The sequence below is a fragment of the Rhodanobacter sp. MP1X3 genome, from assembly GCF_014207165.1.
GTDB lineage: Bacteria > Pseudomonadota > Gammaproteobacteria > Xanthomonadales > Rhodanobacteraceae > Rhodanobacter.
Genome location: NZ_JACHCO010000004.1, coordinates 29758 through 53271, shown reverse-complemented (window position 1 = coordinate 53271; position 23514 = coordinate 29758). Strand labels below are relative to the sequence as shown.

The window sequence follows — 23514 nt, the reverse complement described above, 5'->3', positions numbered from 1 at the left end:
GCCTTAAAAAGCGTCAGCGAAGTCATTGTTCCGTGCCAGCCGAATGAGCGCATAAACATGCCTAACGAGCCGCTGGTGCCCAACGACCTGCTGCGTTCGCTTGCGCACAGACTCATGGGCGTCGATCTCGCGGAAACTGTAGCGTACGTCGTGCTATCGCTGGGTGCGGCATTTGCCGGCAGCTTCGCGACGGTATTTCTGGTGCCTTTGGTTCAGCCGGGCCACCCGTTGCTATTCGGCGGTAGCCTGTTTGACGCAGGTGGCAGCGTCGAAATACATGTTGCAATCTTCGCTGCCGCAACCGGCACGTTTGCTTTGATGCGTTGGCAGGCGGCGCGGTTGGGAGCGCGTCTGGTTGGCCGTTACGGTATGAGCCTGCGACGCACAGTTCACGCACGCCTGATCGACGCTCCGTTGGCTTCGCTCGCGGACTCCACATCCGCGGAAATCGCCAATGTCCTCACATATAACGTCGAAATCATTGTTCAGGGTTTCAGTGCGCTGCAGCTGCTTCTGGTAGCCGGCGTCACATCCGCCGTCAGCCTGGGATTTGCGTTCTGGGTATCGCCGCCATTGATGTTTGGAGCACCTTTGCTGGTGGGTTTTGGGCTCATTGCATCGCGTGTCTTTGGTCACGAGCAAGCGTCGGTCAGCCGAAAGTACGTTGCAGACATGACAGAGTTGTTCTGGCACAGCGAGGATTTTCCGCGACGCTTGCGTCACGTTCGTTCGTTCGAACGGGAGGACGCGGAAAAAGCAAGTTACGGCGCCATTTCCGCTCGGTTGTGCCATGGCTACGAACGTCAGCTGGAGCTCATTGCCTCCGGACGGCTTTTGCTGGAATTGCTGGCGGCGATCGGGATCGCGGTGGTCTTCGTGCTCGCCCACCGCTGGCACGGAATCGATCAGCCGTCGCTCATTGCCGTGTGTTTGTTGCTCGGACGCGTGTTGCCTTATATGGTCTCGACCCGGCAGAGCTTCCAGCAGCTGCGTTCGGCTGCCCCGGCATTCGAGCTTTGGCAGAGATACATGCGTCTGGATTCAGTCCGATTGCCTGTTGCACCGTCGTGCACGGCGACTTCCGTCAGTACGCTGCACATCACGCGAATGCGGCTGAGGCCGCCATCAACCGGCCTTGATGTGGGTGATCTGGTTTTGGTACCCGGCGAACTGACTCTTGTTTGTGGTGACTCCGGCATCGGAAAGAGCAGCCTCGTCGATGTCCTGGCAGGCATGATGATTCCCGAGGATTTTGCGGCACGCGTCGGCGAACGGCAGATCGATTTTGACGAGTACCGCGCACTCGTGCGAAATGGAGCTTATGTCAGCCAGAATGTCCGACCTTGGCAGCATTCCGTGCGCGAATGTCTGCTGTGGGCTGCGCCCGAAGCCTCCGATGAGATGTTGCTGAGTGCATTGATGGACGTCGGCCTCGACAATCGATTGGCCGGCTCGCGTCATGGACTCGATACAACGTTGCACAGCTCTTCGAGCCGGCTTTCCGGAGGCGAACTGCAGCGGTTGCTGCTGGCACAGGTCATTCTGCGACAGCCCTTTCTGGCGTTGCTGGACGAAGCAACGAGCGCGCTTGATGCCGCCTCCGAGATAGCGGTCCTTTCAGCAATAAAGCGTCGTTTGCCACAGACGATCTTGATCGCGGTCTCGCATCGGACCAGCGTAGCGGCGATCGCGGACCAGTGCCTGACCATTGGCAATGACCGTATCAGAACGGTTACGGGGAAAGCTGACTCACCGCACGCGGCACCCTTATTTGGTTCGTCGAATCGCCTTAAATCGTCATGATGTGAACCCGGTGGACTCGTTCTCGACTTTTCGACGCGCGAGGCTGGGACTCGCCAGACCGCTTCTCGCTGGAGCGGCGTGATCGTGGCCATCAAGGCATCGAGCATCATCCTGGGCGCGACGGATTAGGCGCCAGCCGCAGCACTGTTAGCTGGCGGTAGCCGAGTCGCTGAAGATGCGTCCATCGCGGATCTCCAGCACGTGGTCACCCAGTGCCTCCACATCTGCCGGATCATGCGTGATGATCAGCATCTGCAGATCGAGACGCGTCTGCAGTGCGGCCAGCTCGCGACGCATGCGCACACGCAATGGCGGGTCCAGTGCCGAAAAGGGTTCATCCAGCAGCAGGATGTCGGGCTCGGCGGCGAGCGCGCGAGCCAGCGCCACGCGTTGCTTCTGCCCGCCGGAAATCTGTGATGGGTAGTGCGTCGCTACGACATCGAGTTCAAACGCTTCGAGCCAGCTTGCCGCGACTTGGGGGATAGCTCCTCTGCGCGGATTGAGGATGCCGGTACGCATGCCGAACGCCACGTTCTGTGCTACTGAAAGATGCGGGAACAGCGCGTAATCTTGAAACAGGTAGCCGACCTTGCGCACCTGTGGTGCCAGATTCACACTGAGCGCCGAGTCAAACAGTACGTGTTGATTCACGGCTATACGGCCTTCGTCCGGCGTCAGCAGTCCCGCGATCGCGCGCAGCGTCATGCTCTTGCCGGAACCGGAAGGCCCATACAAAACGACACGTCGGCTCGTTGAACGAAAGGCGACATCCAGCTCGAAGCGTCGGTCGGTGTTGGCCAGTACGCGGCGAAATGAAATATCTACGGTCATACGTCAGGACACTCGCCGCAGTCGTGAGCGGTCCGGTGCGAGCCTGCCGGCGATCAGCAGCACCACCACACAGGTCGTCGAGGCCACGATCACGAGTATGTTGGCCCCCCTGTCGTCGCCAGCCTGGACAGCGGCGTAGATCGCGACGGAGAGCGTCTGCGTGCGACCGGGGAGGTTGCCGGCAATCATCAGCGTGGCACCGAATTCACCCAGGGCGCGGGCAAAGGCGAGCAGGGCGCCGGCGGTGATTCCTTTCGAGGCCAGCGGTAGCGATATCCGGAAGAACACTGCCCATTCGGACAGGCCAAGCACACGCGCGGCGCTTTCCAGCTGCGGATCGACATTCTCGAAGGCTGCACGCGCGGCTTTCTGGATCAACGGAAAGGCAACCAGGGTCGAGGCGATCACTGCGCCCTCCCAGGTAAACACTGGATTGATGCCCCAGCGTTCAAGCCACGCACCAAAAACGCCGCGCCGGCCCAATAGCACCAGCAGGTAATATCCCAGCACAGTGGGAGGCAGAACCAGCGGCAGGGTCAGTAGTGAATCGAGCAGATCACGCAGCGGCGAACTCCACCGCGACAGACCGAAGGCCACCGCGACTCCGATCAGTAGATTCAGCGCCGTTGCCCAGATCGCCACTTTCAGCGACAGCAGCAACGGCATCCAGATATCCATCGGGCGTTTCAGTTCAAGGCTTGAGGAAGCCGGACTTTGCCAGCAGTTGCTGACCTTCCGGCGAAAGCACGAAGTCCTCGAATGCCCTGGCGTCGTCGACGTGCTTTGCCAGCGAGACGACCGCGATCGGATAGCTAATCGGCGTGGGTGAGCTCACCCGCAACGTGATCCTGACCTTGTCCGGCATGATGGCGGCATCGGTGGCGAACACGAAGCCGGCATCGACCTCGTCGCGTGCTACGTAATCCAGACTCTGCCGCACGTTCTGCGCCAGCACGGCCTTGGCCGACACCGCCGGCCACGAACCATCTGCCTCCAGCGCTGCCTTCGTATAACGACCGACCGGAACCGAGGCCGGATCACCGTAGGCAATCCGCTTGATGGCAGGCTGGTCGAGATCCTTGAGGCTGGTGATATTCAAATGACTCGCCATCGGCACGATCAGCACCAGCTGGTTGGTCGCGAAATTTTTCCGCGAGCCCTTCAGCAGCACGCCTTGCGTTTGCGCCTTGTCCATCGCCGTCTGGTCGGCGGAGGCAAATACGTCGGCCGGCGCACCATTGGCAATCTGCTGCAACAGCACGTCCGACGCCGCAAAGTTGAGCACCACCTTGGTGCCCGGATGCTTTGCCTCGTAGGCTGTGGCCACGTTCTGGAATGCATTGGTAAGACTCGATGCAGCCGACACCACCACGTCACCGGCAGCTGCGGAACCGACCCAGAAAGTCATAGCCAACGAGAGGGCGAATGCCATGTGGCGCGGGCGGGTCTTGTGCATGTTTGTCCCGAAATTGATGGAATCGCTCGATATATAGTCGACTACATGGCGTCAGTCAAAGGTATGGACCAACGACAGTGCTGCAGTCTGCTTATACGCGATAAGTCCGCTTAGTTGAGCACGGCGGGTACGTTCAAGCCTTCGACTGCCTCGTTGGCCAATGGCAACAGGCCTTCGCCACCTTCGGTGACAAAAGTTTTCAGCTGGCGACGCATCACGGGGTCCCAGAAGCGGGTCAGGTGATCGCGCACGCCATTCACCGCGGTGGCGTGGTCAGGCTCCGAGGTGAAATACGTGGCGATATCGTTGGCCATGGTGATCAGTCGTTCGATGTGCATCATGGCTCCTGCAAACGTTCGGACGGCTGATCGGACAACAGTCGATGCGGATGGGTATAGACGTTGTGGCTGCCGGGTCGGGCGAAGCCGACCAGGGTGATGCCAGCGCTGCGCGCCAGCTCGATCGCCAGCGCGGTAGGTGCGGAAATGGCGGCGAGCAGGGCGATGCCGGCGCTGGATGCCTTGGTCACCATCTCGTAGCTGGCGCGGCTGGTGACCAGCGCCATACCTATCTGCGGATCGATGGAGGCGCGATGCATCGCGCCAATGAGTTTATCCAGTGCGTTGTGGCGGCCAACGTCCTCGCGCACCAGCAGAATGTCTCCTTCATGGTCAGCCCATGCCGCGGCATGCACGGCACCCGTCGCTGCATTCATGGGTTGCTGGGAGTGCAGCTGGCTCAACGCGTTTTCCAGCGCTCTGCGCGTTGTGGTGCAGCCTGCACCGACTGGCGAACTCTGGCGTATCGCCTGCTCCAGATCGCGGGTGCCGCAGATGCCGCAGCCACTGCGACCGGGTAGCAGTCGCTCATGCTGATTGGCGAGATGCGCACCGTGAGCTTCGTCAGTGACGGTCATCGAAAGTTGAATGCCTTCGAGCAAGGTCTGGACTTCGACCTCCTGCAGTTGTGCCGGCGATGCGATCAGTCCCTCGCTCAGCGAAAAGCCCAGCGCGAAATCTTCGAGATCATGCGGTGTCGCCATCATCACGGCAAAACTCACGCCGTTGTAGAGCATCGCGATCGGCATCTCTTCGGCGACGCAATCGTCCTCGTGCGTCGCCTTGCCATCACGCCAGCGATCGACGGGGCGGCCGACGAAGCCGGCGCTTGGCAAACCGGCCTCTGGCCCTGTTTTCTCACTGTTGCCCAAGCGTATCTGCCGGTTGAGCCGCAGCCGATTGGTCCAGTAGTGACTGCTGTTCGTTGGAGAAGGCGCGAAAACGCTTCTGCCATTCGGACGGCTGCGACACGCGGGTGACTTGCACCGCGGTGACCTTGTACTCGGGACAGTTGGTCGCCCAGTCCGAGTTATCGGTGGTGATGACGTTGGCGCCGGACTCGGGAAAATGAAACGTCGTGTAGACCACACCGGGCTGCATGCGCTCGGAGACCATGGCGCGCAGCACGGTTTCGCCCGAGCGGCTGGCAATACCGACCCAGTCGGCGTCGTTGATGCCGCGTTCCTCCGCGTCATGCGGATGGATTTCCAGCCGGTCCTCGTCGTGCCACATCACGTTGGCCGTACGCCGCGTCTGTGCACCCACGTTGTACTGGCTAAGGATGCGCCCGGTGGTGAGGATCAGCGGATGCTCGGCGTTGACCTTCTCGCGGGTCGGTACGTATTCGGTCAGCATGAAGCGGCCCTTGCCGCGGACGAACTCGTCGACGTGCATCACCGGCGTACCGTTCGGGTGCTCCTCGTTGCACGGCCACTGGACCGAACCCAGCTCGTCGATGCGGTCGAAGCTGACGCCGTGGAATGTCGGCGTGAGCGCGGCGATCTCGTCCATTATCTCCGACGCGTGACCGTAGTTCATCGGATAGCCCATCGCCTGCGCCAGTTTCTGGGTGATCTCCCAGTCCGCATAGCCGGCCTTGGGCGCCATCACCTTGCGCACGCGCGAGACGCGGCGCTCGGCGTTGGTAAAAGTACCGTCCTTTTCCAGGAATGAGCTGCCGGGAAGAAACACGTGCGCGTATTTGGCCGTCTCATTAAGGAACAGGTCCTGCACCACGACGCACTCCATCGCGCTGAGCGCGGCGGTCACGTGCTGGGTATCCGGATCGGACTGGGCGATGTCCTCACCCTCGACATACAGGCCCTTGAAGCTGCCATCGAGCGCCGCCTCGAACATGTTGGGAATGCGCAGACCCGGCTCGTTGTACAGCGGCACGCCCCAGGCTTTTTCGAACAGCTCGCGGGTGGCGACGTCGCTGACGTGGCGATAGCCGGGAAACTCGTGCGGGAACGAACCCATATCGCACGAACCCTGCACGTTGTTCTGGCCGCGCAGCGGGTTCACGCCGACACCTTCGCGACCGATATTGCCGGTGGCCATGGCGAGATTGGCGATCGCCATTACCGTTGTCGAGCCCTGTGCGTGCTCGGTCACGCCCAGCCCGTAATAGATCGCGCCGTTGCCACCAGTGGCGTACAAGCGTGCGGCGCCGCGAACTGCCTCAGCGGAGACACCAGTCTGCGCCTCCATCGCCTCGGGGCTGTATTTGTCCTGGGATACGAACGCGGACCATTTGGCAAAGGCTTCCGGTTCGCAGCGCCTGGCGACGAAATCATGGTCGACCAGGCCCTCGGAAACGATGACATAGGCCATTGTATTGAGCACGGCGACATTCGTACCGGGTTTCAGCTTAAGGTGATAGTCGGCCTTGATATGCGGTGTGCGTACAAGGTCGATGCGGCGCGGGTCGATCACGATGAGCTTGGCGCCCGCCCGCAGTCGCTGCTTCATCTGTGAGCCGAAGACCGGATGCGCGTCGGTGGGGTTGGCACCAATCACCAGCACCACGTCGGTCTTTTCGATTGAATCGAAATCCTGCGTGCCGGCCGATTCTCCCATCGTGGCTTTGAGGCCGTAGCCAGTCGGCGAATGACACACGCGGGCGCAGGTGTCGACGTTGTTGTTGCCGAAGCCGGCGCGGACCAGTTTCTGCACCAGATAGGTTTCCTCGTTGGTGCAGCGCGAGGAGGTGATGCCGCCGACGGAATGGGTGCCATAGGTGGCCTGCAGCCGCTTGAACTCGCTGCCGACGTGAGCGAATGCTTCATCCCAGCTGACCACTTTCCACGGATCGGCGATGCTGGCGCGGATCATCGGGGTGGTGATGCGGTCCGGGTGGCTGGCATAGCCGATGGCGAAGCGTCCCTTGACGCAGGAGTGGCCGTGATTCGCGTGGCCGTCCTTGTTCGGCACCATGCGCACGATTTCCTCGCCCTTCATTTCGGCGCGGAAGCTGCAGCCGACGCCGCAATAGGCGCAGGTCGTCGTGACGCTGTGCTCGGCCTGTCCCTTGTCGATCAGCGATTTTTCCGACAGCGTGGCGGTAGGGCAGGCCTGCACGCAGGCGCCGCACGACACGCACTCGGAGTCGAGGAAGCGGTTGTCCTGGCTGGCGGCAACCTTGGATTCGAAACCACGCCCCTGGATCGTCAGCGCAAACGTGCCCTGTACCTCATCGCAGGCGCGTACGCAACGTGAGCAGGCGATGCACTTGGAAGGATCGAAGGTGAAGTAGGGGTTGGATTCGTCTTTCGGGGAAAACAGTGGGTTCGGCACTAATTCATGAGTGCGGCCATGGATGGCCGCTTTTTGACCTTTGCTCGCAGGGATGCGTGCAAAAACATGGTTGGCGCCCTCGTAGCCATAGCGCACTTCGCGCAGGCCGACCACACCAGCCATATCCTGCAGTTCGCAGTGTCCATTGGCGGGGCAGGTGAGGCAGTCGAGCGGATGATCGGAGATGTACAGCTCCATCACGCCGCGACGGATTTCGGCGAGCTTGGGCGTCTGCGTGCTGATCTTCATGCCGGCGGCCACCGGCGTGGTGCAGGACGCTGGATAGCCCTTGCGGCCTTCGATCTCGACCAGGCAGAGGCGGCATGAGCCGAACGCATCAAGCATCTCGGTGGCGCAGAGTTTCGGAATATTGATGCCGGCCTGTGCAGCGGCGCGCATTACCGATGTGCCCTCGGGCACGCTGATGTTCTTGCCATCGATCTGCAGGATGACGGTGTTCGCGGAAACGGCTTTCGGGGTGCCGTAGTCGATCTCGACAATGGACAACATGACGCGTTACCTCCTCAGGACGTAGCCGCTTCGGCGGCGCCCGCGAAATCTTCGGGGAAATGATCCAATGCGCTGAGCACGGGGAACGGTGCCATGCCGCCCAGCGCGCAGAGCGAACCACCCAGCATGGTCTGGCAGAGATCGCGCAGTAGCACTTCGTTGCGGTCGCGTTCGGCGGCATTGCCGGCTTTGAGACGGTCGATCACCTCAACGCCACGGGTCGAGCCGATACGGCATGGTGTGCACTTGCCACAGGACTCGATTGCGCAAAACTCCATCGCATAGCGCGCCTGCGCAGCCATGTCGACGCTGTCGTCGAATACCACGATGCCGCCGTGGCCGAGCATGCCGCCGATCGCAATGAACGCTTCGTAGTCGATCGGTGTATCGAGTTGGGAGATCGGAATATACGCGCCCAGCGGACCGCCCACCTGCACTGCGCGCACCGCTCGGCCACTGGCCGTGCCGCCACCATATTCCTCGATCAACTCGCGCAGTGTCAGGCCAAACGCGCGCTCGACCAGACCCGTACGCTTCAGGTTGCCAGCCAGCTGCATCGGCAGCGTGCCGCGCGAGCGGCCCATGCCGTAGTCGCGATAGAACGCAGCGCCCTTGTCCAGAATCGTCGGTACCGTTGCCAGTGTCACCACATTGTTGATCACCGTGGGCTTGCCGAACAAGCCTTCGATCGCTGGCAGCGGTGGCTTGAAACGCACCTGGCCGCGCTTGCCTTCAAGGCTTTCCAGCAGCGAGGTTTCTTCGCCACATATGTAAGCGCCGGCAGCCATGCGCACTTCCAGATGAAACGCCTTGCCGCTGCCACGTACGTTGTCGCCGAGATAGCCCTCGGTTCCCGCCGTCTGGATGGCCGATTCCAGCGCGCGCTGCGCGTGCGGGTATTCCACCCGCAGATAGATGTAGCCGTGCGTCGCACCGACTGCGAGTCCGGCGATGGTCATGCCTTCGATGAGTACGAACGGGTCGCCTTCCATGATCATGCGGTCGGCATAAGTACCCGAATCACCCTCATCCGCATTGCAGACGATGTATTTCTGTCCCGCCTGCGCATCCATGCAGGTCTTCCACTTGATGCCGGCAGGGAAGGCGGCACCACCGCGGCCGCGCAGGCCGGAATCGGTGACGGCCTGCACCACCTCGGGGCCGGTCATGCCGAGCGCAGCCTGCAATCCGCGATAGCCACCGTGTGTGCGGTAGTCATCCAGACTGCGTGGATCGACGATGCCGACGCGAGTAAAGGTGAGTCGTTGCTGGCTTTTCAGATAGGGAATGTCTTCGGTTCGTCCGAGACTCAATGCATGCATGCCGTTATGCAGGAAATTGGCCTCGAACAGGCCAGCGACATCGTCAGCTTGCACCGGACCGAAGGCCGCGCGTCCATGGGACATTTCCACTTCGACCATTGGCTCCAGCCAGTACAGACCACGCGAACCGTTGCGCACGATGCGGATATCGATATCGCGCCGTTTCGCTTCGGTGGTAATGGCCTTGGCTACCGCTTCGGCCCCCAGTGACAGGGCGCCGGCATCGCGCGGCACGTAAACCGTGATGCTCATGTTGCCTCCGCGGCCAGCCACGCATCGAACAGCTTCGCTGTCACCCGGCCTTTGAGTTCGTCATCCACCATGATCGCTGGCGAGCAGGCGCAGTTGCCGAGGCAATAGACCGGCTCCAACGTATACGCGCCATCCGCGGTGGTCTCGTGGAAGTCTACGCCGAGGCGCTGCTTGATGTGGTGTTCCAGCGCCACGGCGCCCATCGCCTGACAGGATTCCGCGCGGCAGACATAAATGACGTGCTTCCCGGACGGCTTGCTGCGAAAGAAGTGATAAAACGTGATGACGCCATGCACGTCGGCGCGAGAGAGGTTCAGCTCGCGCGCGATCAGCGGCACCGATGCCTCCGGTACATAGCCCAGCGCCTGTTGCACGCCGTGCAGCACGGGCAGCAAAGCGCCTGGTAGATCCTTGAGCCGGCCCGTGACTTCGAGTACTGCGGCGCGGATATCGTCGGGGATATCCGGCAGCATGCCCTGATTGAGTGCATTCGGATTGGCAGCACGTTTCATTGCATCACCTTCAAACATTTCTCAGAACAGTGCCGCGGCCTTTGCCAATGCAATGTACAAGCCGATCAGGAATGGCACGCCAACCGCCAACCACGCCAGCATACCGATGACACCGAAGCTGCCGCGCGCCGAGGTTTCGGCGCTGGACGTGATCAGGTCCTCGTGCTGCAGCGAGCGCTCATGCGCCAATTCTGCATCGCTCATGAAGACCGAATCCTTGACCGGTCGCACCAGCGAATTGCAGATCAGGCCCAGCAGCAACAGACCGGCCATGATGTACAGCGTGTGGTCGTAGACGAGGTTCTTGGCCACGCCGGCATCGATCTGCGTCTGGCGAATCGCGGCGATCAAGAACGGCCCGATCACGCCGGCTGCCGACCACGCCGTCAGCAAACGGCCGTGGATCGCACCCACCATTTGTGTGCCGAACAGGTCGGCCAGATATGCCGGGATGGTGGCAAAGCCGCCGCCGTACATGCTGAGAATGAGACAGACCGTGGCCACGAACAGGCCGGCCAGTGCCAGATGCCCCCACGTCGGCAACAGACAATACGAAACGATACCCAGCACGAAGAACATGTAGTACGTGCCCTTGCGGCCAAGCTTGTCGGACAGCGACGCCCAGAACAGGCGGCCGAGGCTGTTGAACAGGCTGATCAGCCCGACCAGTCCCGCTGCCGAGGCAACGACCGCCGCCTTCTGTGCTGCTGTGAGCGTGGCGGCCACGTCAGCCAGACCCGCCAGCTTGCCGCCGAACACGTCCTGCAGCATCGGGCTGGCCATCGAGATCACCGAAATGCCGGCAGTGACGTTGAGGAACAACACACCCCACAACAGCCAGAATTGTGGTGTTTTCCACGCACGGCTCAGATGCACATGGCGGCGCGTGATCATCGACTTGCCATCATCCTTGGCCGGTGGTGTCCATCCCTTCGGATACCAGCCATTGGGTGAGACGCGAAAACCCAGCGCGCCACAGGCCATCACGATGAAATAGATCGCGCCCATCACCATCAAGGTCGATGCGACACCTTGCGCGCTGGTATCCGAGAAGTGCTTCATCAGTGCCACCGCCAGCGGCGCACCGATCATCGCGCCGCCGCCGTAACCCATGATGGCGAACCCGGTCGCCATACCGCGGCGATCCGGAAACCACTTGATCAGCGAAGACACTGGAGTGATGTAGCCCAGACCCTGGCCGACGCCACCGAGGACACCGCAGCCCAGGAACACCAACCAAAGCTGATGCGTCGACACGCCGATGCCACCGACAATCAGGCCGCCGCCCCAGCACAGCGCTGCGATAAAGCCGGCCTTGCGCGGCCCCGCATGTTCCAGCCAACCACCCCACAGCGCGGCCGAAATGCCCAGCATCGCGATAAACGTTTCAAAGATATGGGTGACCTGCGGCACGGTCCAGTTGCAGCCGGTGCTGGTCAGCGCTGCAAAAAAGCCGAGGTTGGCGCAGGTGGCCACGTCGGTGGTGGTCAGCAGCTTGGACATCGGCAGCCAGAACACCGAGAAGCCGTAGGCCATGCCGATGCAAAGGTGGATCGCCAGCGCCGCCGGCGGCACCAGCCAGCGATTGAAGCGCGGTCCTGCGATGGTGCGTTCCCTGGCGAAAAATCCGGGCTTGGCTCCTGCTGCCGCTGACGAAACAACTGCTTCTGGTACCCCTGCCATGAGCGTTCTCTCATTGAGTTGAAGTATCCGGCGAATGTGCCGGGCGTTATTGTGGTGACATCAGCGCGTTTCACATGTCGGTTGGTTTCCAGGCAGCGTCAGCCCGCCAAATCGCTTCAGCGCTCAATCTTGTCGTCATCGTCTGCTTCCGTGCCTGAAGTTGAAGCCTGCAGGATGAGCATCCGCAGCAGACATCAATTTGTAACAATGGCGCCTGCTGGTTAACGCGCTGCTTTCACCATGCTCATACCATGCACGTTCGACGTAGCAAGGATCACGCTGCAACGCAGTAAAACGATTTCACGTGATATGGCTGTGGTTGGTACAAGCGGTGCCGTGGGTAGCAAAGCGGCCACTGGCCCGCGAGCAGAGGTTGTCGAGTCCGGTATGGTCAAAAGCCCGGTTCGTCTTCTCTCCATCCGCCGATGATGCGGTGACGCTTCTGCTGCCCGTGCGAAACTCACGGCCTACTCAACCGTGTTGCCAGGCAATACATCACTTCTCATGATCGACTACGCCAAGGCCCTCGAACTACTTCTCGCGCAGACTTGTCGGTTGCCGGCCGAAGTGTGTGCGCTCGATGAAGCCACTGGACGCGTGCTGGCCAGAGTCGTCACAAGCCCCATCGCACTGCCTTCTTTCGATCACGCGGCGATGGATGGCTATGCTCTTTCCGCTGCCAAGCCGTTGCCTGCAGGGTCGGAGCACGCCGTCTATGGTTCGCAAGCCGCCGGTGATGTTGCGGGCAAAGCGCAACATGTCGATGGCGAGCAAGATGCTTGCGAGATCATGACCGGCGCGCGCCTGCATGAGGGTCTCGATGCCGTGGTGGCACTGGAGCGCACCGAATGTCTTGGCACTCATGCGGACGGTAAGCCGGCACGCATTCGCCTGCGTGATCCATTGCATGCCGGCGATAACGTGCGTTACACCGGTTCCGATGTTGCGCCTGGTGTGGAAGTGATGGCGGCCGGGAGACGTATCGAAGCGGCGCAAGTGATGCTGCTGGCTGCGCTGGGCATCTCGACGCTGGAGGTAGTCCGGCGCCCGCGTGTGGCGATCATTTGCACTGGCAAGGAGCTGCAGGCCGATGCGACCCAACCGCTGGCTGCCGAGCGCATCCATAATTCCAACGGACCGTATCTTTGTGCTGCACTCGCCGCCGCCGGTGCGCAGGTGCTGTTTTGCGAGACGGTGGACGACACAGCGATCACTTTTGCCGATGCCCTGCAGCGCGCGATCGATGCCAGTGTTGATCTGGTCGTCAGTACGGGCGCGGTATCGATGGGTCGCTATGATTTCGTGCCTGAGACACTGCGTCGTTTCAATGTGCAGCTGTTGTTCCACAAGGTCGCGATCCGCCCCGGCAAGCCGCTGCTGTGCGCGGCAATGGCGAATGGTCCATTGATCATTGCGTTGCCAGGCACGCCGATGGCTGTCGCCGCGGGAATGCGTTTCGTCGTGGTGCCGGTCATGCGTGCCATGACCGGGCAGGGCAGCGAACACGCTTTGTTCGCCGTACTCGATACGCCCCAGCAACCCAAGGCCGGCCTGCGGCATTTTTTGCGCGCGAACCTGCACCAAGGTTCGGACGGCCAATTGCATGCCACGATATCGAATCAACAACAGCCGTTCCGGATTCGTCCATTTGCCGATGCCGACGTCTGGGTGGTTTTGCCGGAGGATGCGGGCGATTGCCCTGCTGGAGCGCGTGTCGAGATTGTCAGCCTCGAAGCGGATTCTCCGCCTCGCGTCCGATCATCGCCATAACCGCGCGCATGTTGGAGTGTCTTTATGAAACTGCAGATTGAGGGCCAGCATCTTCGAGTGCGTATCGATGAAGATGAGCTGGCGCAGCTGCTCGCCGGCGACGTTGTCGATGCACGCAGCTATTTCGCCGATGCGTTTGCGATAGGCTTTGAACTCGCACTGATAGACGCTGATGAGCCAAGGTTTGCCGGTCAGGCCGGCGCCTGGAGAATCGAGTTGCCACAAGTCGCCGTGCGTGAACATGTCGATCGTCTGCCGACGCGGGAAGGACTACGCTTCACACTCCCAGCGAACAACGGCAAGGATGAACTGACGCTGCTTTTTGACGTGGATGTGCGCGATAGCGTGAGGCGGCGCAGGTCGCCCTGAAAACCCGCTCGGCCTTTTCCCTTCCGGTATGAAGCGAAATCAACTACCAGATCAGATCGTCCGGGACTTCGAACTTCTTGTAGAACTCATCGTCATCGCTTTGGGCATGGCTCGTGTCTGGACGGTCATGATCAAGCACGATCATTGCTGCATCGCGTGCATACACTTTATCCGCCGTCAAGCGAGGCAGTAGTTCGTAACCCTGGTCATGACGAACGATCACCAGCGTACCGCTGGCAAGTTGGGCACGTAGAGGCTCGTTGACCAGAACGCTTTTGATCGCCTCACCGTCGGCGAAGCGGTAGGCAATTTCACCTTCGCGCTTCACTTTATGGCTCTCGACGATCTGGCGAACCTGCGCGCGCTGCTCGCTAGCGCGCGTCTGCGCATTGCGTTCGGCGGCCAGCGCACGATCACGTTCGGCGCGCTCGGCCTGCAGCCTTTGGGTATCGACGTGCTCATCGACCGGCGCCGTGGGTGACTTGCTGTGCCGCTGCTTGGTCTGCTCGCGCACGACCTGCGCCGCCTTGGTCTTGTTGACCAGGCCCGCTTTGAGCAATTGTTCTTGCAGAGGATTGCGCATGAGGATCGATTGAGTGGCTTGGCGAAATCGCAGTGCACGATTGTAACGCCGCTGTGCCGATTCACCAGTCAGCGCAGGTCCCCATCTACCGATGGACGAGCAGAAGGCAACAGATATCGCGCATCGCTCCTTCTTTCGGACTGCCGAGCCGCCCGGTTTTCACCAGCCGCTTTCATGCTGCAACGAAGCGTGGAATCGCCAGAAGCGTGTGCTAGCGTCCGGCCTATCCGCCCGTCCGTGCTATGTCGCGTGGCCATTGGCCGCAGCGCTCATCAAAGGCTCAGCCATGTCATCTGTTACTGCCACGTTTGATTACATCATTGTGGGTGCGGGACCGGCGGGTTGCGCTACGGCAGCGAGGTTGGCAACAGCCCGCCCGGACAGCACGGTGCTGCTGCTGGAAACCGGGCCGGCCAAGAGCGGCGTTTTGTCGGATGTGCCGCTGGGTGTGGCCGGTCTGGTGCCGTTCCAGAATCCGCGAAATTATTCCTATCGCACGGTGCCGCAACCGGGCCTTGGTGGTCGCCGCGGTGTGCAACCGCGTGGCCGCGGTGTCGGTGGCTCCAGCCTGATCAACGCGATGATCTATATGCGCGGTCAGCACGAGGACTACGACGACTGGGCAAACGCCGGCGCCACCGGCTGGTCGTGGCGTGACGTGTTCCCGTATTTTCTGCGTGCCGAAAACAATGAGCGCGGTGCCAGTGACTGGCATGCGACAGGTGGACCGCTCAACGTCGCCGATCTTGCCAGTCCGAGTGAATGCGCGCGCCTGTTTGTCAAAGCCGCTGAGCAATGCGGGCATCGGTTAAATCCGGATTTCAACGGCTCGACGCAGGAAGGCGTGGGGCAGTATCAGGTTTTCCAGAAGCAGGGCAGCCGCTACAACGCAGCGCGTGCTTATATCGGCGGTCTGGCGCCGAAGAATCTCACGGTCATCGCTACCACCCAGGTGGAGCGGGTACTGATCGAGCAGGGACGTGCCACCGGCATTCGCTGCGTCGATGGCAAGGCGTTTGCCGCGCGCGCCGAAGTGGTCTTGTCCGCGGGCGCTTTCGGTACGCCGCAGTTGCTGATGATGTCCGGTATCGGGCCGGCCGATCATCTGCGTGCGATGGGTATCGAGGTACTCCATGACAGCCCCGAGGTGGGTGGCAATCTGCAGGACCATCTGGATTTCACTATCTGCCGTGCAATCAACGATCGAGAGTTGCTCGGAATCGTGCCCTCGGTTATTCCGCAGGTGATTCGTGCAATCAAGCCGTACAAGAGCGGCACCGGCATGCTCACCAGCAACGTGGCCGAGGCGGGCGGCTTTGTGAAAACGCGCAAAGAACTGGATCGTCCGGACATCCAACTGCATCTGTGCATCGGCATCGTCGACAACCACAATCGCAAGATGCACATGACGCGTGGTCTGAGCCTGCATGTCTGCAATCTGCGGCCGGAAAGCCGCGGTGTCGTGCGACTGGCTTCAAACGATATCCACAAGGCGCCGATGATCGATCCAGGCTATCTCTCGCATCCCGGTGATCTGGATACGCTGCTGGCCGGCGTGCGCATCGCCCAGGACATTCTCGCGGCGCCCGCGTTTGCGCGCTATGCGGGCAAGACGTATTACAATGCGGACAGTACGGACGAAAACCTGCTGCGGCAAAGCATTCGTGATCACGCCGATACGATTTATCACCCGGTCGGCACCTGCCGCATGGGTAGCGATGCCAACGCGCCGATCGATCCGCAATTGCGTGTGCGTGGCGTCAGCCATCTGCGCGTAGCCGATGCGTCGATCATGCCATCGCTGATATCGGGCAATACGCAAGCGCCCAGCGCGATGATTGGCGAGCGGGCCGCTGATTTTATCGCTGGTTGAAGTACCGGTGTTAGTGCGGGCTGATCGCGAGCGATGGCCTAAAGCGGATCGCCGATATGTTTCCAGTAAATCTTCGTGCCCGTCAGTCCGCCGTGTGGTTTCAAAGCGTAGTCCGGGATTACACCGGCGAGAGTGAAGCCAAGGCCGTCGTACAACGCTGATGCGCCGCCGTCGACGGCGGTATCGAGCACTAGCAGGTTGCGGTGGTTTTGGATCGCCATGGCTTCGGCCGCATGCATCAGCGCAACGGCTATTCCTTGACCCCGATGGCTGAGCCGGGTCATCAGCTTGGCGATTTCGGCCCGGTGCGGCTGATTGGGCGGACAGTCGAGCAGCACGGTGACCGTGCCAACGATCATCTCGCCATCCCAGGCACCCAGCACAACGCGTTTGCCTATGGCCGCGACTGCCAGCGAGTCGTTCCAGAATGCTTTTGCCGTTTCGGGGGCGAGCGGATGCATGAAGCTGACTGAGCCGCCATTAGTGACTACCTCGACGATGATTTCGCTGAGCATGTCGACGATCTTCGGCGACGCGCTCAAGCTCGTGATTTCGATCCTGGACATTGGTGCTGACTCTTGTAGGCAGAAAATAAATTGCGTGATATGCCCGCGAGTTTCAAGGGGGCGTCATCGGCGCGGTTGGACAAGAGCGATTCACGCGGCTTTGTATTCCAAGATTCACGATGCCCGGGCAAGAAGCACGCCGTTACTTATACCTATCGACAAGCATGTAACCATTTGGCGGTCGGGAACGAATGCCATTGGCAGGATTGTTAATCGCAAATCCACTTCCCAACCAAGGACAGACACATGAACATGATTACCCTCAAGCGCAAGGCGATGCTTATCGCGATGGCAACCGGTCTTTCGGTCGTGGCGATCGTGCCGGCGGTTGCTGCCGATCAGCCGGCTACACCGGTGCATATCCGCGGCACCGTGCTCGATGTGAGCAGCACCGGTTTTACCGTACAGACCTCCACTGGCCCGCAGATCATTGCCATTGCGGCAGAAACCAGGGTAACCGGCATCGTGCCGAGCAGTCTGGACGCCATCAAGGCGGGCACCTTCATCGGTACGGCCAACGTCCCGGGTGCTTCTGGCGCCCGCGCGCTTGAGGTGGTGGTGTTCCCCGATGCGATGAAGGGTACTGGCCTTGGAGACTATGCCTGGGATCTTCCGGCCAAGGGCGGCACGGCTTCCGCCATGACCAATGGCACCGTGAAGAAGATGAACCATGGCGGCACCATGTCGGCGATGACCAACGGCACCGTAAAGACGTCGTCCGGCAGCGGAGCACGCACCCTGGTTGTCGATTACGGCAAGGGCGAAAAAACCATCAATGTGCCGGCCAACGTGCCAGTCGTGACCTTCCAGCCGGTCGACAAGACCGCCATCGTCAAAGGTGCACACGTATTCGTGGTCGGCAAACCGGGTAGCCCGGTGAATGCCGGACTGGTTGCCGTTGGCCTCAACGGTACCGTGCCGCCGATGTAATGGAATGACCTTGGTCTCGGCCGATCGGCGGCTTTAGGCGGCTCGCTTGGCTGCCACGATTTTCACCGGTACCGACTTGTATGACGGCGTACCGGAACGCTCGTCATGGTTTTCCAGCGCAACCAGTGAATTGCCTTCCGGGTAGTACATTGCCACGGAGCCTTTGGCAATGTCGTAGGCCACGGCGGTGTAGCCGCGCACCGCCCGCGGGTCACTGCCGTTGGCTTGACTGGCAACCGTTTCGACGTCGATGCGGTCGCCGTGTTGCAGGCCGCGGGCAGCCAGGTCGCTGGGGTGAATAAAGATCACATCCCTCCGGCCGGTAATGCCGCGGTAGCGGTCGTCCATGCCATAGATCGTGGTGTTGTACTGATCGTGCGAACGGATGGTGGTGAGCGTTAGCGCATCTTTCGGTTCTGGACCGTCCTCATCCAGGCCCTTGCCGATAAGGAAGTGCGCACGCTTGTCGGGTGTGGCCCAGACGCGTTCGCAGGCGGCGATATATAGCCGAAACCCACCGGGTTTGCGCACGCGTTCATTGAAGTTCTTGAAGATCGGGAATACCGCTTCGATGCCGTCGCGAATCAGGTCGTAGTCGTCGACCATCGCCTGCCACTCGACTCTGGTGTCCGGCAGCGTGGCCTTCGCCATCATCGCGATGATGGCAGGCTCAGAGCGCAGCATTTGACCGGCCGGTTTCAGTCGCCCCTGCGAGGCATGCACCATCGACATCGAATCTTCCACCGTCACCGACTGAAAGCCACCAGCTTGCAGATCCAGTTCGGTGCGGCCAAGGCACGGCAGGATGATCGACTCGCGCGCCAGGATCAGGTGCGAGCGGTTGAGTTTGGTTGCGATATGGACAGCCATATCGAGCTTGGCCATTGCGGCAAAGGTGGCCTCGGGATCGGACATCGCCACGGCCAGATTGCCACCAAGGCAGATCAGCACCTTGGAGCGACCATCACGGATCGCCTTGACCGCGTCCACTGCATCGTGCCCATGCGCGCTCGGCGGCGTGAAGCCGAAGCGATTCCTGATGCCGTTGAGCAAGTCCTCGTTGGGCTTTTCAGTAATGCCCACCGTGCGATCGCCCTGCACGTTGGAGTGCCCGCGCAGCGGACAGATACCTGCACCTTCGCGGCCCATATTGCCGCGCATCAACAGCAGGTTGGCGATGTGATGTACGTTCTCGGTGCCGTGCTTGTGCTGGGTGATGCCCATGCCGTAGCAGACGATTACGCGTTTGGCATTCACGTAAACCGATGCCGCTGCTTCGATATCGGCTTGGGATAAACCCGACTTGCGCTCAATGGTTTCCCATGTCGTGGCATTGAGATCGTCCACCAGTGTGTCGAAGCCGACGGTGTGCTGCGCGATAAAGTCATCGTCCAGCTTGCCGGGTCCGCCGGCTACGCGGTCGGCTGCATCGGCGGCCAGCACGTATTTCATCATGCCCTTGAGCACGGCCACGTCGCCGCCGACCTTGACCTTGTAGTAGGTGGTGGCGAGCTGGGTGGCGTTGCCGGTGAGCATTTCAGCCGGGCTCTGTGGCGAGACAAAACGTTCCAGGCCGCGCTCAGGCAGCGGATTGAACACGATGATTGGTACTCCGCGCTGCGCGACTTCGCGCAAGGTACCCAACATGCGTGGATGGTTGGTGCCCGGGTTGTGACCGATCGAGAACAGCGCGTCGCAGTGGTCGAAATCTTCCAGCGATACCGTGCCCTTGCCGACGCCGATCGACATCGGCAGGCCCACGCTGGTCGCTTCGTGGCACATGTTGGAGCAGTCGGGAAAATTGTTGGTGCCGTACTCCCGCGCAAATAGCTGATACAGAAATGCCGCCTCGTTCGACGCGCGGCCCGAGGTGTAGAACTCGGCCATGTTCGGATCGGGCAGGGCTCGCAGGCCGACGCCGATGCGTTGCATGGCTTCTTCCCATGAAACTTCGACGAAGGTATCGCTGGCTTTGTCGTAAGCCATCGGATGGGTAAGACGGCCTTCATCTTCCAGCGCGTGGTCGTGCCAGTTCCAGAGTTCGCTGATCGTATGCTTGGCAAAAAACTCGGGCGTCGCACGCTTTGAAGTGGCTTCCCAGCTCACTGCCTTGGCACCGTTTTCGCAAAATTCGAATGACGAGGTGTGCTTCGGGTCAGGCCACGCGCAGCCGGGGCAATCAAAACCGTTCGGCTGGTTCATCCGGCGCATGGCCGAGGTTTCGCGAACCACGGCCATCTGCTTGCTGATGGCGCCGGCTACCGCGCGCAGCGCGCCCCAGCCACCGGCAGGGCCGTCGTATTCGCCAACACCGGGAACCTTTTTGTCATTCATGGAATGTCACCTTGTTCGATGCAAAACGTGTCGACAGTGCGAATTGCTGCATATGCACACATGGTACGACATGCGCGGAATATCGTTTGCTCAACGGATGTCCGCAGCCAGCGAGCTACTCATCTTCTTCGTGCCCTGCGTCAGCGTCGCCTCGTCGAATCCGGCATAAAGTATTCATGCGGGCGAATATGTTTACAAACATATATTACATATATAAACTATATTCACTTGAAATAAAGGATGCCGCCAGTGAGCAGCTTTGCACCGACCGAACAGCGGCTTGTCATTACCTGCAAGCGGTATCCACGTTTCCCGATGGGTCCCGGCGTGCTGGCACGGCTGATCAAGCACATTCATAAAGCTTTGCACGATGACGTCAATGCGTTGCTCAAGCCCTATGGCATCAATCACCCCGAATATAACCTGCTGATGATGATTTACGGCACCGAAAGCGGCACGATGCTACCGTCGGAATTGGCTGAAGCGGCGGGGGAGAAATCGGCCAACATCACACGCCTGACCAACGAGCTTTGCGAAAAGGATCTGATTGCCCGCGCCAGCAGTGCTGGCGATCGCCGCAAGGTCGAGTTGAGCCTGACACCGGCCGGCCTGGCCTTGATCAACAGCTTTCTTCCTGATGTCTGCGGCCTGCTGGAACGCCAGGGCCGTGATTTGAGTGCGATCGAGCAAAAGCAGTTGGAGAAGCTGCTGAAAAAGATGTTGAACGGCCTGACCAGCTAAGGCACATCGGATGTCAGCAAACCCCACCACCATGACTGCACCGACAACGCGCACCGTCGTTGTCGACACGTTGCGCGATGAAGCTGGCGTATGGTTGTTCGTGTTCAAGACGCTGCTGGCTTATTACCTGACGGGCTGGCTGGCGATGCGCTTTTCGCTGCCACAGCCGTCGAGCGCCATGCTCACCGTGATCATCGTCGCCAACCGGCAGTCGGGCATGGTACTGGCCAAGAGTTTTTATCGCGGCATCGGCACGCTGGCCGGTGCGGCGGCTGCGTTTGTCATTGTGGCTTTGTTCCCGCAGCAGCGTGAACTGTTTCTGTTGGCGCTGTCGCTGTGGATCGGTGTTTGCGCAGGCGGTGCCACGCTGTATCGCAACTTCAAGTCGTATGCGTTTGTGTTGGGCGGCTATACGGCAGCGATCATTGCCGTTCCGGTCATCAATAATCCGCCGGGCGTGTTTGATTCCGCCGTGGCGCGTATCAGCGAAGTATTGCTTGGCCTGCTGGTCAGCGGCGTGGTGAATGATGTCGTTTTGCCCAGCCGCATGCGCGACGTGCTGCGGCGTAGCGCACGCGCGCAGTTCGCCCACTTCATCGGTTTTGTCCAGGGTAGCACTGGCGGCACCATTGCGCGTAATGCCATGGAAAACGCACACCTGCGCTTCGTGCGTGATGCGGTGACTTTGGAAGACCTGCGCAGCTCGGTAATTTTTGAAGACGCCGAAGCGCGCGCGCGCAGTGGTCATCTGCAACTGTTCAATCAGCGCTTCATGGCTGCCTCGACAAGCTTTCAGTCGCTGCATCACCTGATCAATCGACTGCAGCGCAATGGCCATGAGGCGTCGGCAAAAGCACTGATCGCACTTTACGCGCCGATTGGAAAGGCGCTCGATGCGCCGATCGAGGCCGGTGCCGCTTCCTACGTATTACTGCCGCGTCTGGTCGAGGCGCGGCAAACCATGCAGAAGAAGGCGCAGGCGCTGCGCCAGAGTTTGACCGACGCTGCCGCGTTGCGCGATTTCGATACCGGCGCCACCTTGTTGAACCGTTTTGCCGATGAACTGCATGCCTACGTGGAAACGGCGGCATCGCTGCAGGCGCCGCGCCTGATCCTGCGCTCGCCCGAGCGCGTGCGTTTTGAACGTGGCAACGATTTTGCCAGCGCTGGACTGGCCGTATTCCGTACCACGCTGACCATGCTGGTGCTGGGTGCTTTCTGGATCTACTCGGCATGGCCGATGGGTGCGAGCGCCATGCTCATCGCCACCATTTTTGCTGGCCTGTTTGCCACGGCACCCAATCCGGCGCGAGTCACCCGATCGGTGCTGATGGGCTATGCCACAGGCATGGTTGCGGGCTTTGTATGCGTGTTTTTTGTCCTGACGAAAATGGAAGGCTATATGTTGCTTGTTGCGGGCTCGGCACCATTCTTGATGGTGGGCTTGGCGATGCTCATGCGGCCGTCGATTGCCAGCTATGGGCTGGGTTATTCCATGGGCTTTGTCTACATCCTGGCGCTGAAGAATCCGATGGTGTTCGACCCCGCCAACTTCATCAATGACACCATTGCGCAAATCATCGGTGTGAGTGCAGCGTCGCTCGCTTTCATCGTGGTCCCTCCGGCGATCGGTAGCCACTGGCTGCGTCGACGCCAGCTTGAACGGTTGCGCCGACAGGTGACGCTGGCGGCAGAAGCGCCGCTTGCCGGACTGCGCCATCGCTTCGAGAGCGTCAACCACGATCTCTTCAGCCAGGTTGTTGCGCAGACCGAGCCCGGCAGCGCGGACTCCCGTGCATTGATTGCATGGACCCTGGCCGTGCATGAAACCGGCCGAGCCCTGATCGAACTGCGCCAGGATATGGGCAGCCATCCCGTGCCTGCCGAAGTTGATCGATGTGTCAATCAGGCGATCAACGCATTGGCCCGTTTTTATGAGCATCCGGATAGCGCTGGGTATGCACGCACGCGCGATGCCGTGGCTGCCGCTATCGACATGGCTGACAGTGAAGCAAGCGCGCGTCCACTGCTCGATCATCTGCACCTGATCCGGCTCGCCTTGCTGGATGGTGAGTCCGTGCTCGCTGATTACATGCCCGATCACATCAGGCCGGTTGCACCGGCTCCCAAGGAGATCGCTGATGCCTCGTGAAATTGCCCTGGGTGATGCGCTGGTGCCAGGCCTGCTGGTGCTGTTTGTGTTCTCACTGGCGCTGCTCTGGCTGTTCGACTGGCTGGCCGGCCACTTTGGACTCTATCGCCTGGTCTGGCAGCCACCGCTGTTTCGGCTGGCCTTGTTTGTCTGTGTCTTTGGCAGCGCTGCGCTGCTCCTGTTCTGAGAGTG

20 protein-coding genes are annotated in these 23514 nt (G+C 60.6%); 8 read left to right on the top strand and 12 right to left on the bottom strand.

The annotated features are described in order from the left end of the window. The first annotated feature begins 57 nt into the window (after nt 1-57). On the top strand, nt 58-1803 hold the full coding sequence (locus tag HDE79_RS11725; protein ID WP_184602172.1) for an ABC transporter ATP-binding protein: 1746 nt from the start codon (nt 58-60) through the stop codon (nt 1801-1803). A gap of 147 nt (nt 1804-1950) precedes the next feature. Here HDE79_RS11725 and HDE79_RS11720 read toward each other — a convergent pair whose 3' ends face one another. The 9 genes from HDE79_RS11720 to HDE79_RS11680 form a co-directional block, all read right to left on the bottom strand. Further along, the gene (locus HDE79_RS11720; protein ID WP_184602171.1) at nt 1951-2634 is read right to left on the bottom strand and encodes an ATP-binding cassette domain-containing protein; all 684 of its coding nucleotides are present in this window, start codon (nt 2632-2634) and stop codon (nt 1951-1953) included. Between the two features lie 3 nt (nt 2635-2637). Next, nucleotides 2638-3312: a molybdate ABC transporter permease subunit gene (gene modB, locus HDE79_RS11715; protein ID WP_184602170.1), complete on the bottom strand. Its 675-nt coding sequence runs from the start codon at nt 3310-3312 to the stop codon at nt 2638-2640. Between the two features lie 13 nt (nt 3313-3325). Then, entirely contained in the window at nt 3326-4090 is a 765-nt protein-coding gene (gene modA, locus HDE79_RS11710) for a molybdate ABC transporter substrate-binding protein (protein ID WP_184602169.1), read from the bottom strand. Nucleotides 4091-4200: 110 nt separating this feature from the next. Further along, nucleotides 4201-4428 (bottom strand): formate dehydrogenase subunit delta, encoded by a 228-nt coding sequence (locus tag HDE79_RS11705; RefSeq protein ID WP_184602168.1) that lies wholly within the window; start codon nt 4426-4428, stop codon nt 4201-4203. Continuing rightward, nucleotides 4428-5300, bottom strand: coding sequence for a formate dehydrogenase accessory sulfurtransferase FdhD (gene fdhD / locus HDE79_RS11700; RefSeq protein WP_255488392.1), 873 nt, complete (start codon nt 5298-5300; stop codon nt 4428-4430). Before fdhD ends, HDE79_RS11705 begins: the two co-directional genes overlap by 1 nt. Beyond that, nucleotides 5287-8235, bottom strand: a complete 2949-nt coding sequence (fdhF, locus tag HDE79_RS11695) for a formate dehydrogenase subunit alpha (protein WP_184602167.1) — start codon at nt 8233-8235, stop codon at nt 5287-5289. The genes fdhD and fdhF overlap by 14 nt, the downstream gene beginning before the upstream one ends. A 14-nt stretch (nt 8236-8249) precedes the next feature. Further along, entirely contained in the window at nt 8250-9809 is a 1560-nt protein-coding gene (locus tag HDE79_RS11690; RefSeq protein WP_184602166.1) for an NADH-quinone oxidoreductase subunit NuoF, read from the bottom strand. Then, the gene (locus HDE79_RS11685; protein ID WP_221440139.1) at nt 9806-10321 is read right to left on the bottom strand and encodes a formate dehydrogenase subunit gamma; all 516 of its coding nucleotides are present in this window, start codon (nt 10319-10321) and stop codon (nt 9806-9808) included. Before HDE79_RS11685 ends, HDE79_RS11690 begins: the two co-directional genes overlap by 4 nt. Before the next feature lie 21 nt (nt 10322-10342). Then, on the bottom strand, nt 10343-12004 hold the full coding sequence (locus tag HDE79_RS11680) for an OFA family MFS transporter (RefSeq protein ID WP_184602165.1): 1662 nt from the start codon (nt 12002-12004) through the stop codon (nt 10343-10345). Nucleotides 12005-12508: 504 nt separating this feature from the next. Between HDE79_RS11680 and HDE79_RS11675 the strand changes: the two genes are divergently transcribed. After that, on the top strand, nt 12509-13774 hold the full coding sequence (locus HDE79_RS11675) for a molybdopterin molybdotransferase MoeA (RefSeq protein ID WP_184602164.1): 1266 nt from the start codon (nt 12509-12511) through the stop codon (nt 13772-13774). 24 nt (nt 13775-13798) lie between these two features. Beyond that, on the top strand, nt 13799-14143 hold the full coding sequence (locus tag HDE79_RS11670; protein ID WP_184602163.1) for a hypothetical protein: 345 nt from the start codon (nt 13799-13801) through the stop codon (nt 14141-14143). Nucleotides 14144-14186: 43 nt separating this feature from the next. On the opposite strand, the gene HDE79_RS11665 is transcribed toward HDE79_RS11670, so the two are convergent. Next, nucleotides 14187-14726, bottom strand: coding sequence for a DUF2058 domain-containing protein (locus tag HDE79_RS11665; RefSeq protein ID WP_184602162.1), 540 nt, complete (start codon nt 14724-14726; stop codon nt 14187-14189). 286 nt (nt 14727-15012) lie between these two features. Between HDE79_RS11665 and HDE79_RS11660 the strand changes: the two genes are divergently transcribed. After that, nucleotides 15013-16599 carry an FAD-dependent oxidoreductase gene (locus HDE79_RS11660; RefSeq protein ID WP_184602161.1) on the top strand — a complete coding sequence of 529 codons (1587 nt, stop codon included), beginning with the start codon at nt 15013-15015 and terminating at the stop codon, nt 16597-16599. Between the two features lie 38 nt (nt 16600-16637). Here HDE79_RS11660 and HDE79_RS11655 read toward each other — a convergent pair whose 3' ends face one another. Continuing rightward, on the bottom strand, nt 16638-17165 hold the full coding sequence (locus tag HDE79_RS11655) for a GNAT family N-acetyltransferase (protein WP_184602160.1): 528 nt from the start codon (nt 17163-17165) through the stop codon (nt 16638-16640). A gap of 246 nt (nt 17166-17411) precedes the next feature. Between HDE79_RS11655 and HDE79_RS11650 the strand changes: the two genes are divergently transcribed. Beyond that, nucleotides 17412-18095, top strand: a complete 684-nt coding sequence (locus HDE79_RS11650) for a metal ABC transporter permease (RefSeq protein WP_184602159.1) — start codon at nt 17412-17414, stop codon at nt 18093-18095. A gap of 33 nt (nt 18096-18128) precedes the next feature. On the opposite strand, the gene HDE79_RS11645 is transcribed toward HDE79_RS11650, so the two are convergent. Beyond that, the gene (locus HDE79_RS11645; RefSeq protein WP_184602158.1) at nt 18129-20429 is read right to left on the bottom strand and encodes an FdhF/YdeP family oxidoreductase; all 2301 of its coding nucleotides are present in this window, start codon (nt 20427-20429) and stop codon (nt 18129-18131) included. A gap of 249 nt (nt 20430-20678) precedes the next feature. On the opposite strand from HDE79_RS11645, the gene HDE79_RS11640 reads away from it, so the two are divergent. From HDE79_RS11640 to HDE79_RS11630, 3 genes are read left to right on the top strand one after another with little or no spacing between them, the layout of a single operon-like run. Continuing rightward, complete coding sequence (locus HDE79_RS11640; protein ID WP_184602157.1) at nt 20679-21170, top strand: MarR family transcriptional regulator; 492 nt, start codon at nt 20679-20681, stop codon at nt 21168-21170. Nucleotides 21171-21201: 31 nt separating this feature from the next. Beyond that, nucleotides 21202-23322 carry an FUSC family protein gene (locus tag HDE79_RS11635; RefSeq protein WP_184602156.1) on the top strand — a complete coding sequence of 707 codons (2121 nt, stop codon included), beginning with the start codon at nt 21202-21204 and terminating at the stop codon, nt 23320-23322. Continuing rightward, nucleotides 23312-23509 carry a DUF1656 domain-containing protein gene (locus HDE79_RS11630; RefSeq protein WP_184602155.1) on the top strand — a complete coding sequence of 66 codons (198 nt, stop codon included), beginning with the start codon at nt 23312-23314 and terminating at the stop codon, nt 23507-23509. The genes HDE79_RS11635 and HDE79_RS11630 overlap by 11 nt, the downstream gene beginning before the upstream one ends. Nucleotides 23510-23514 lie beyond the last annotated feature (5 nt).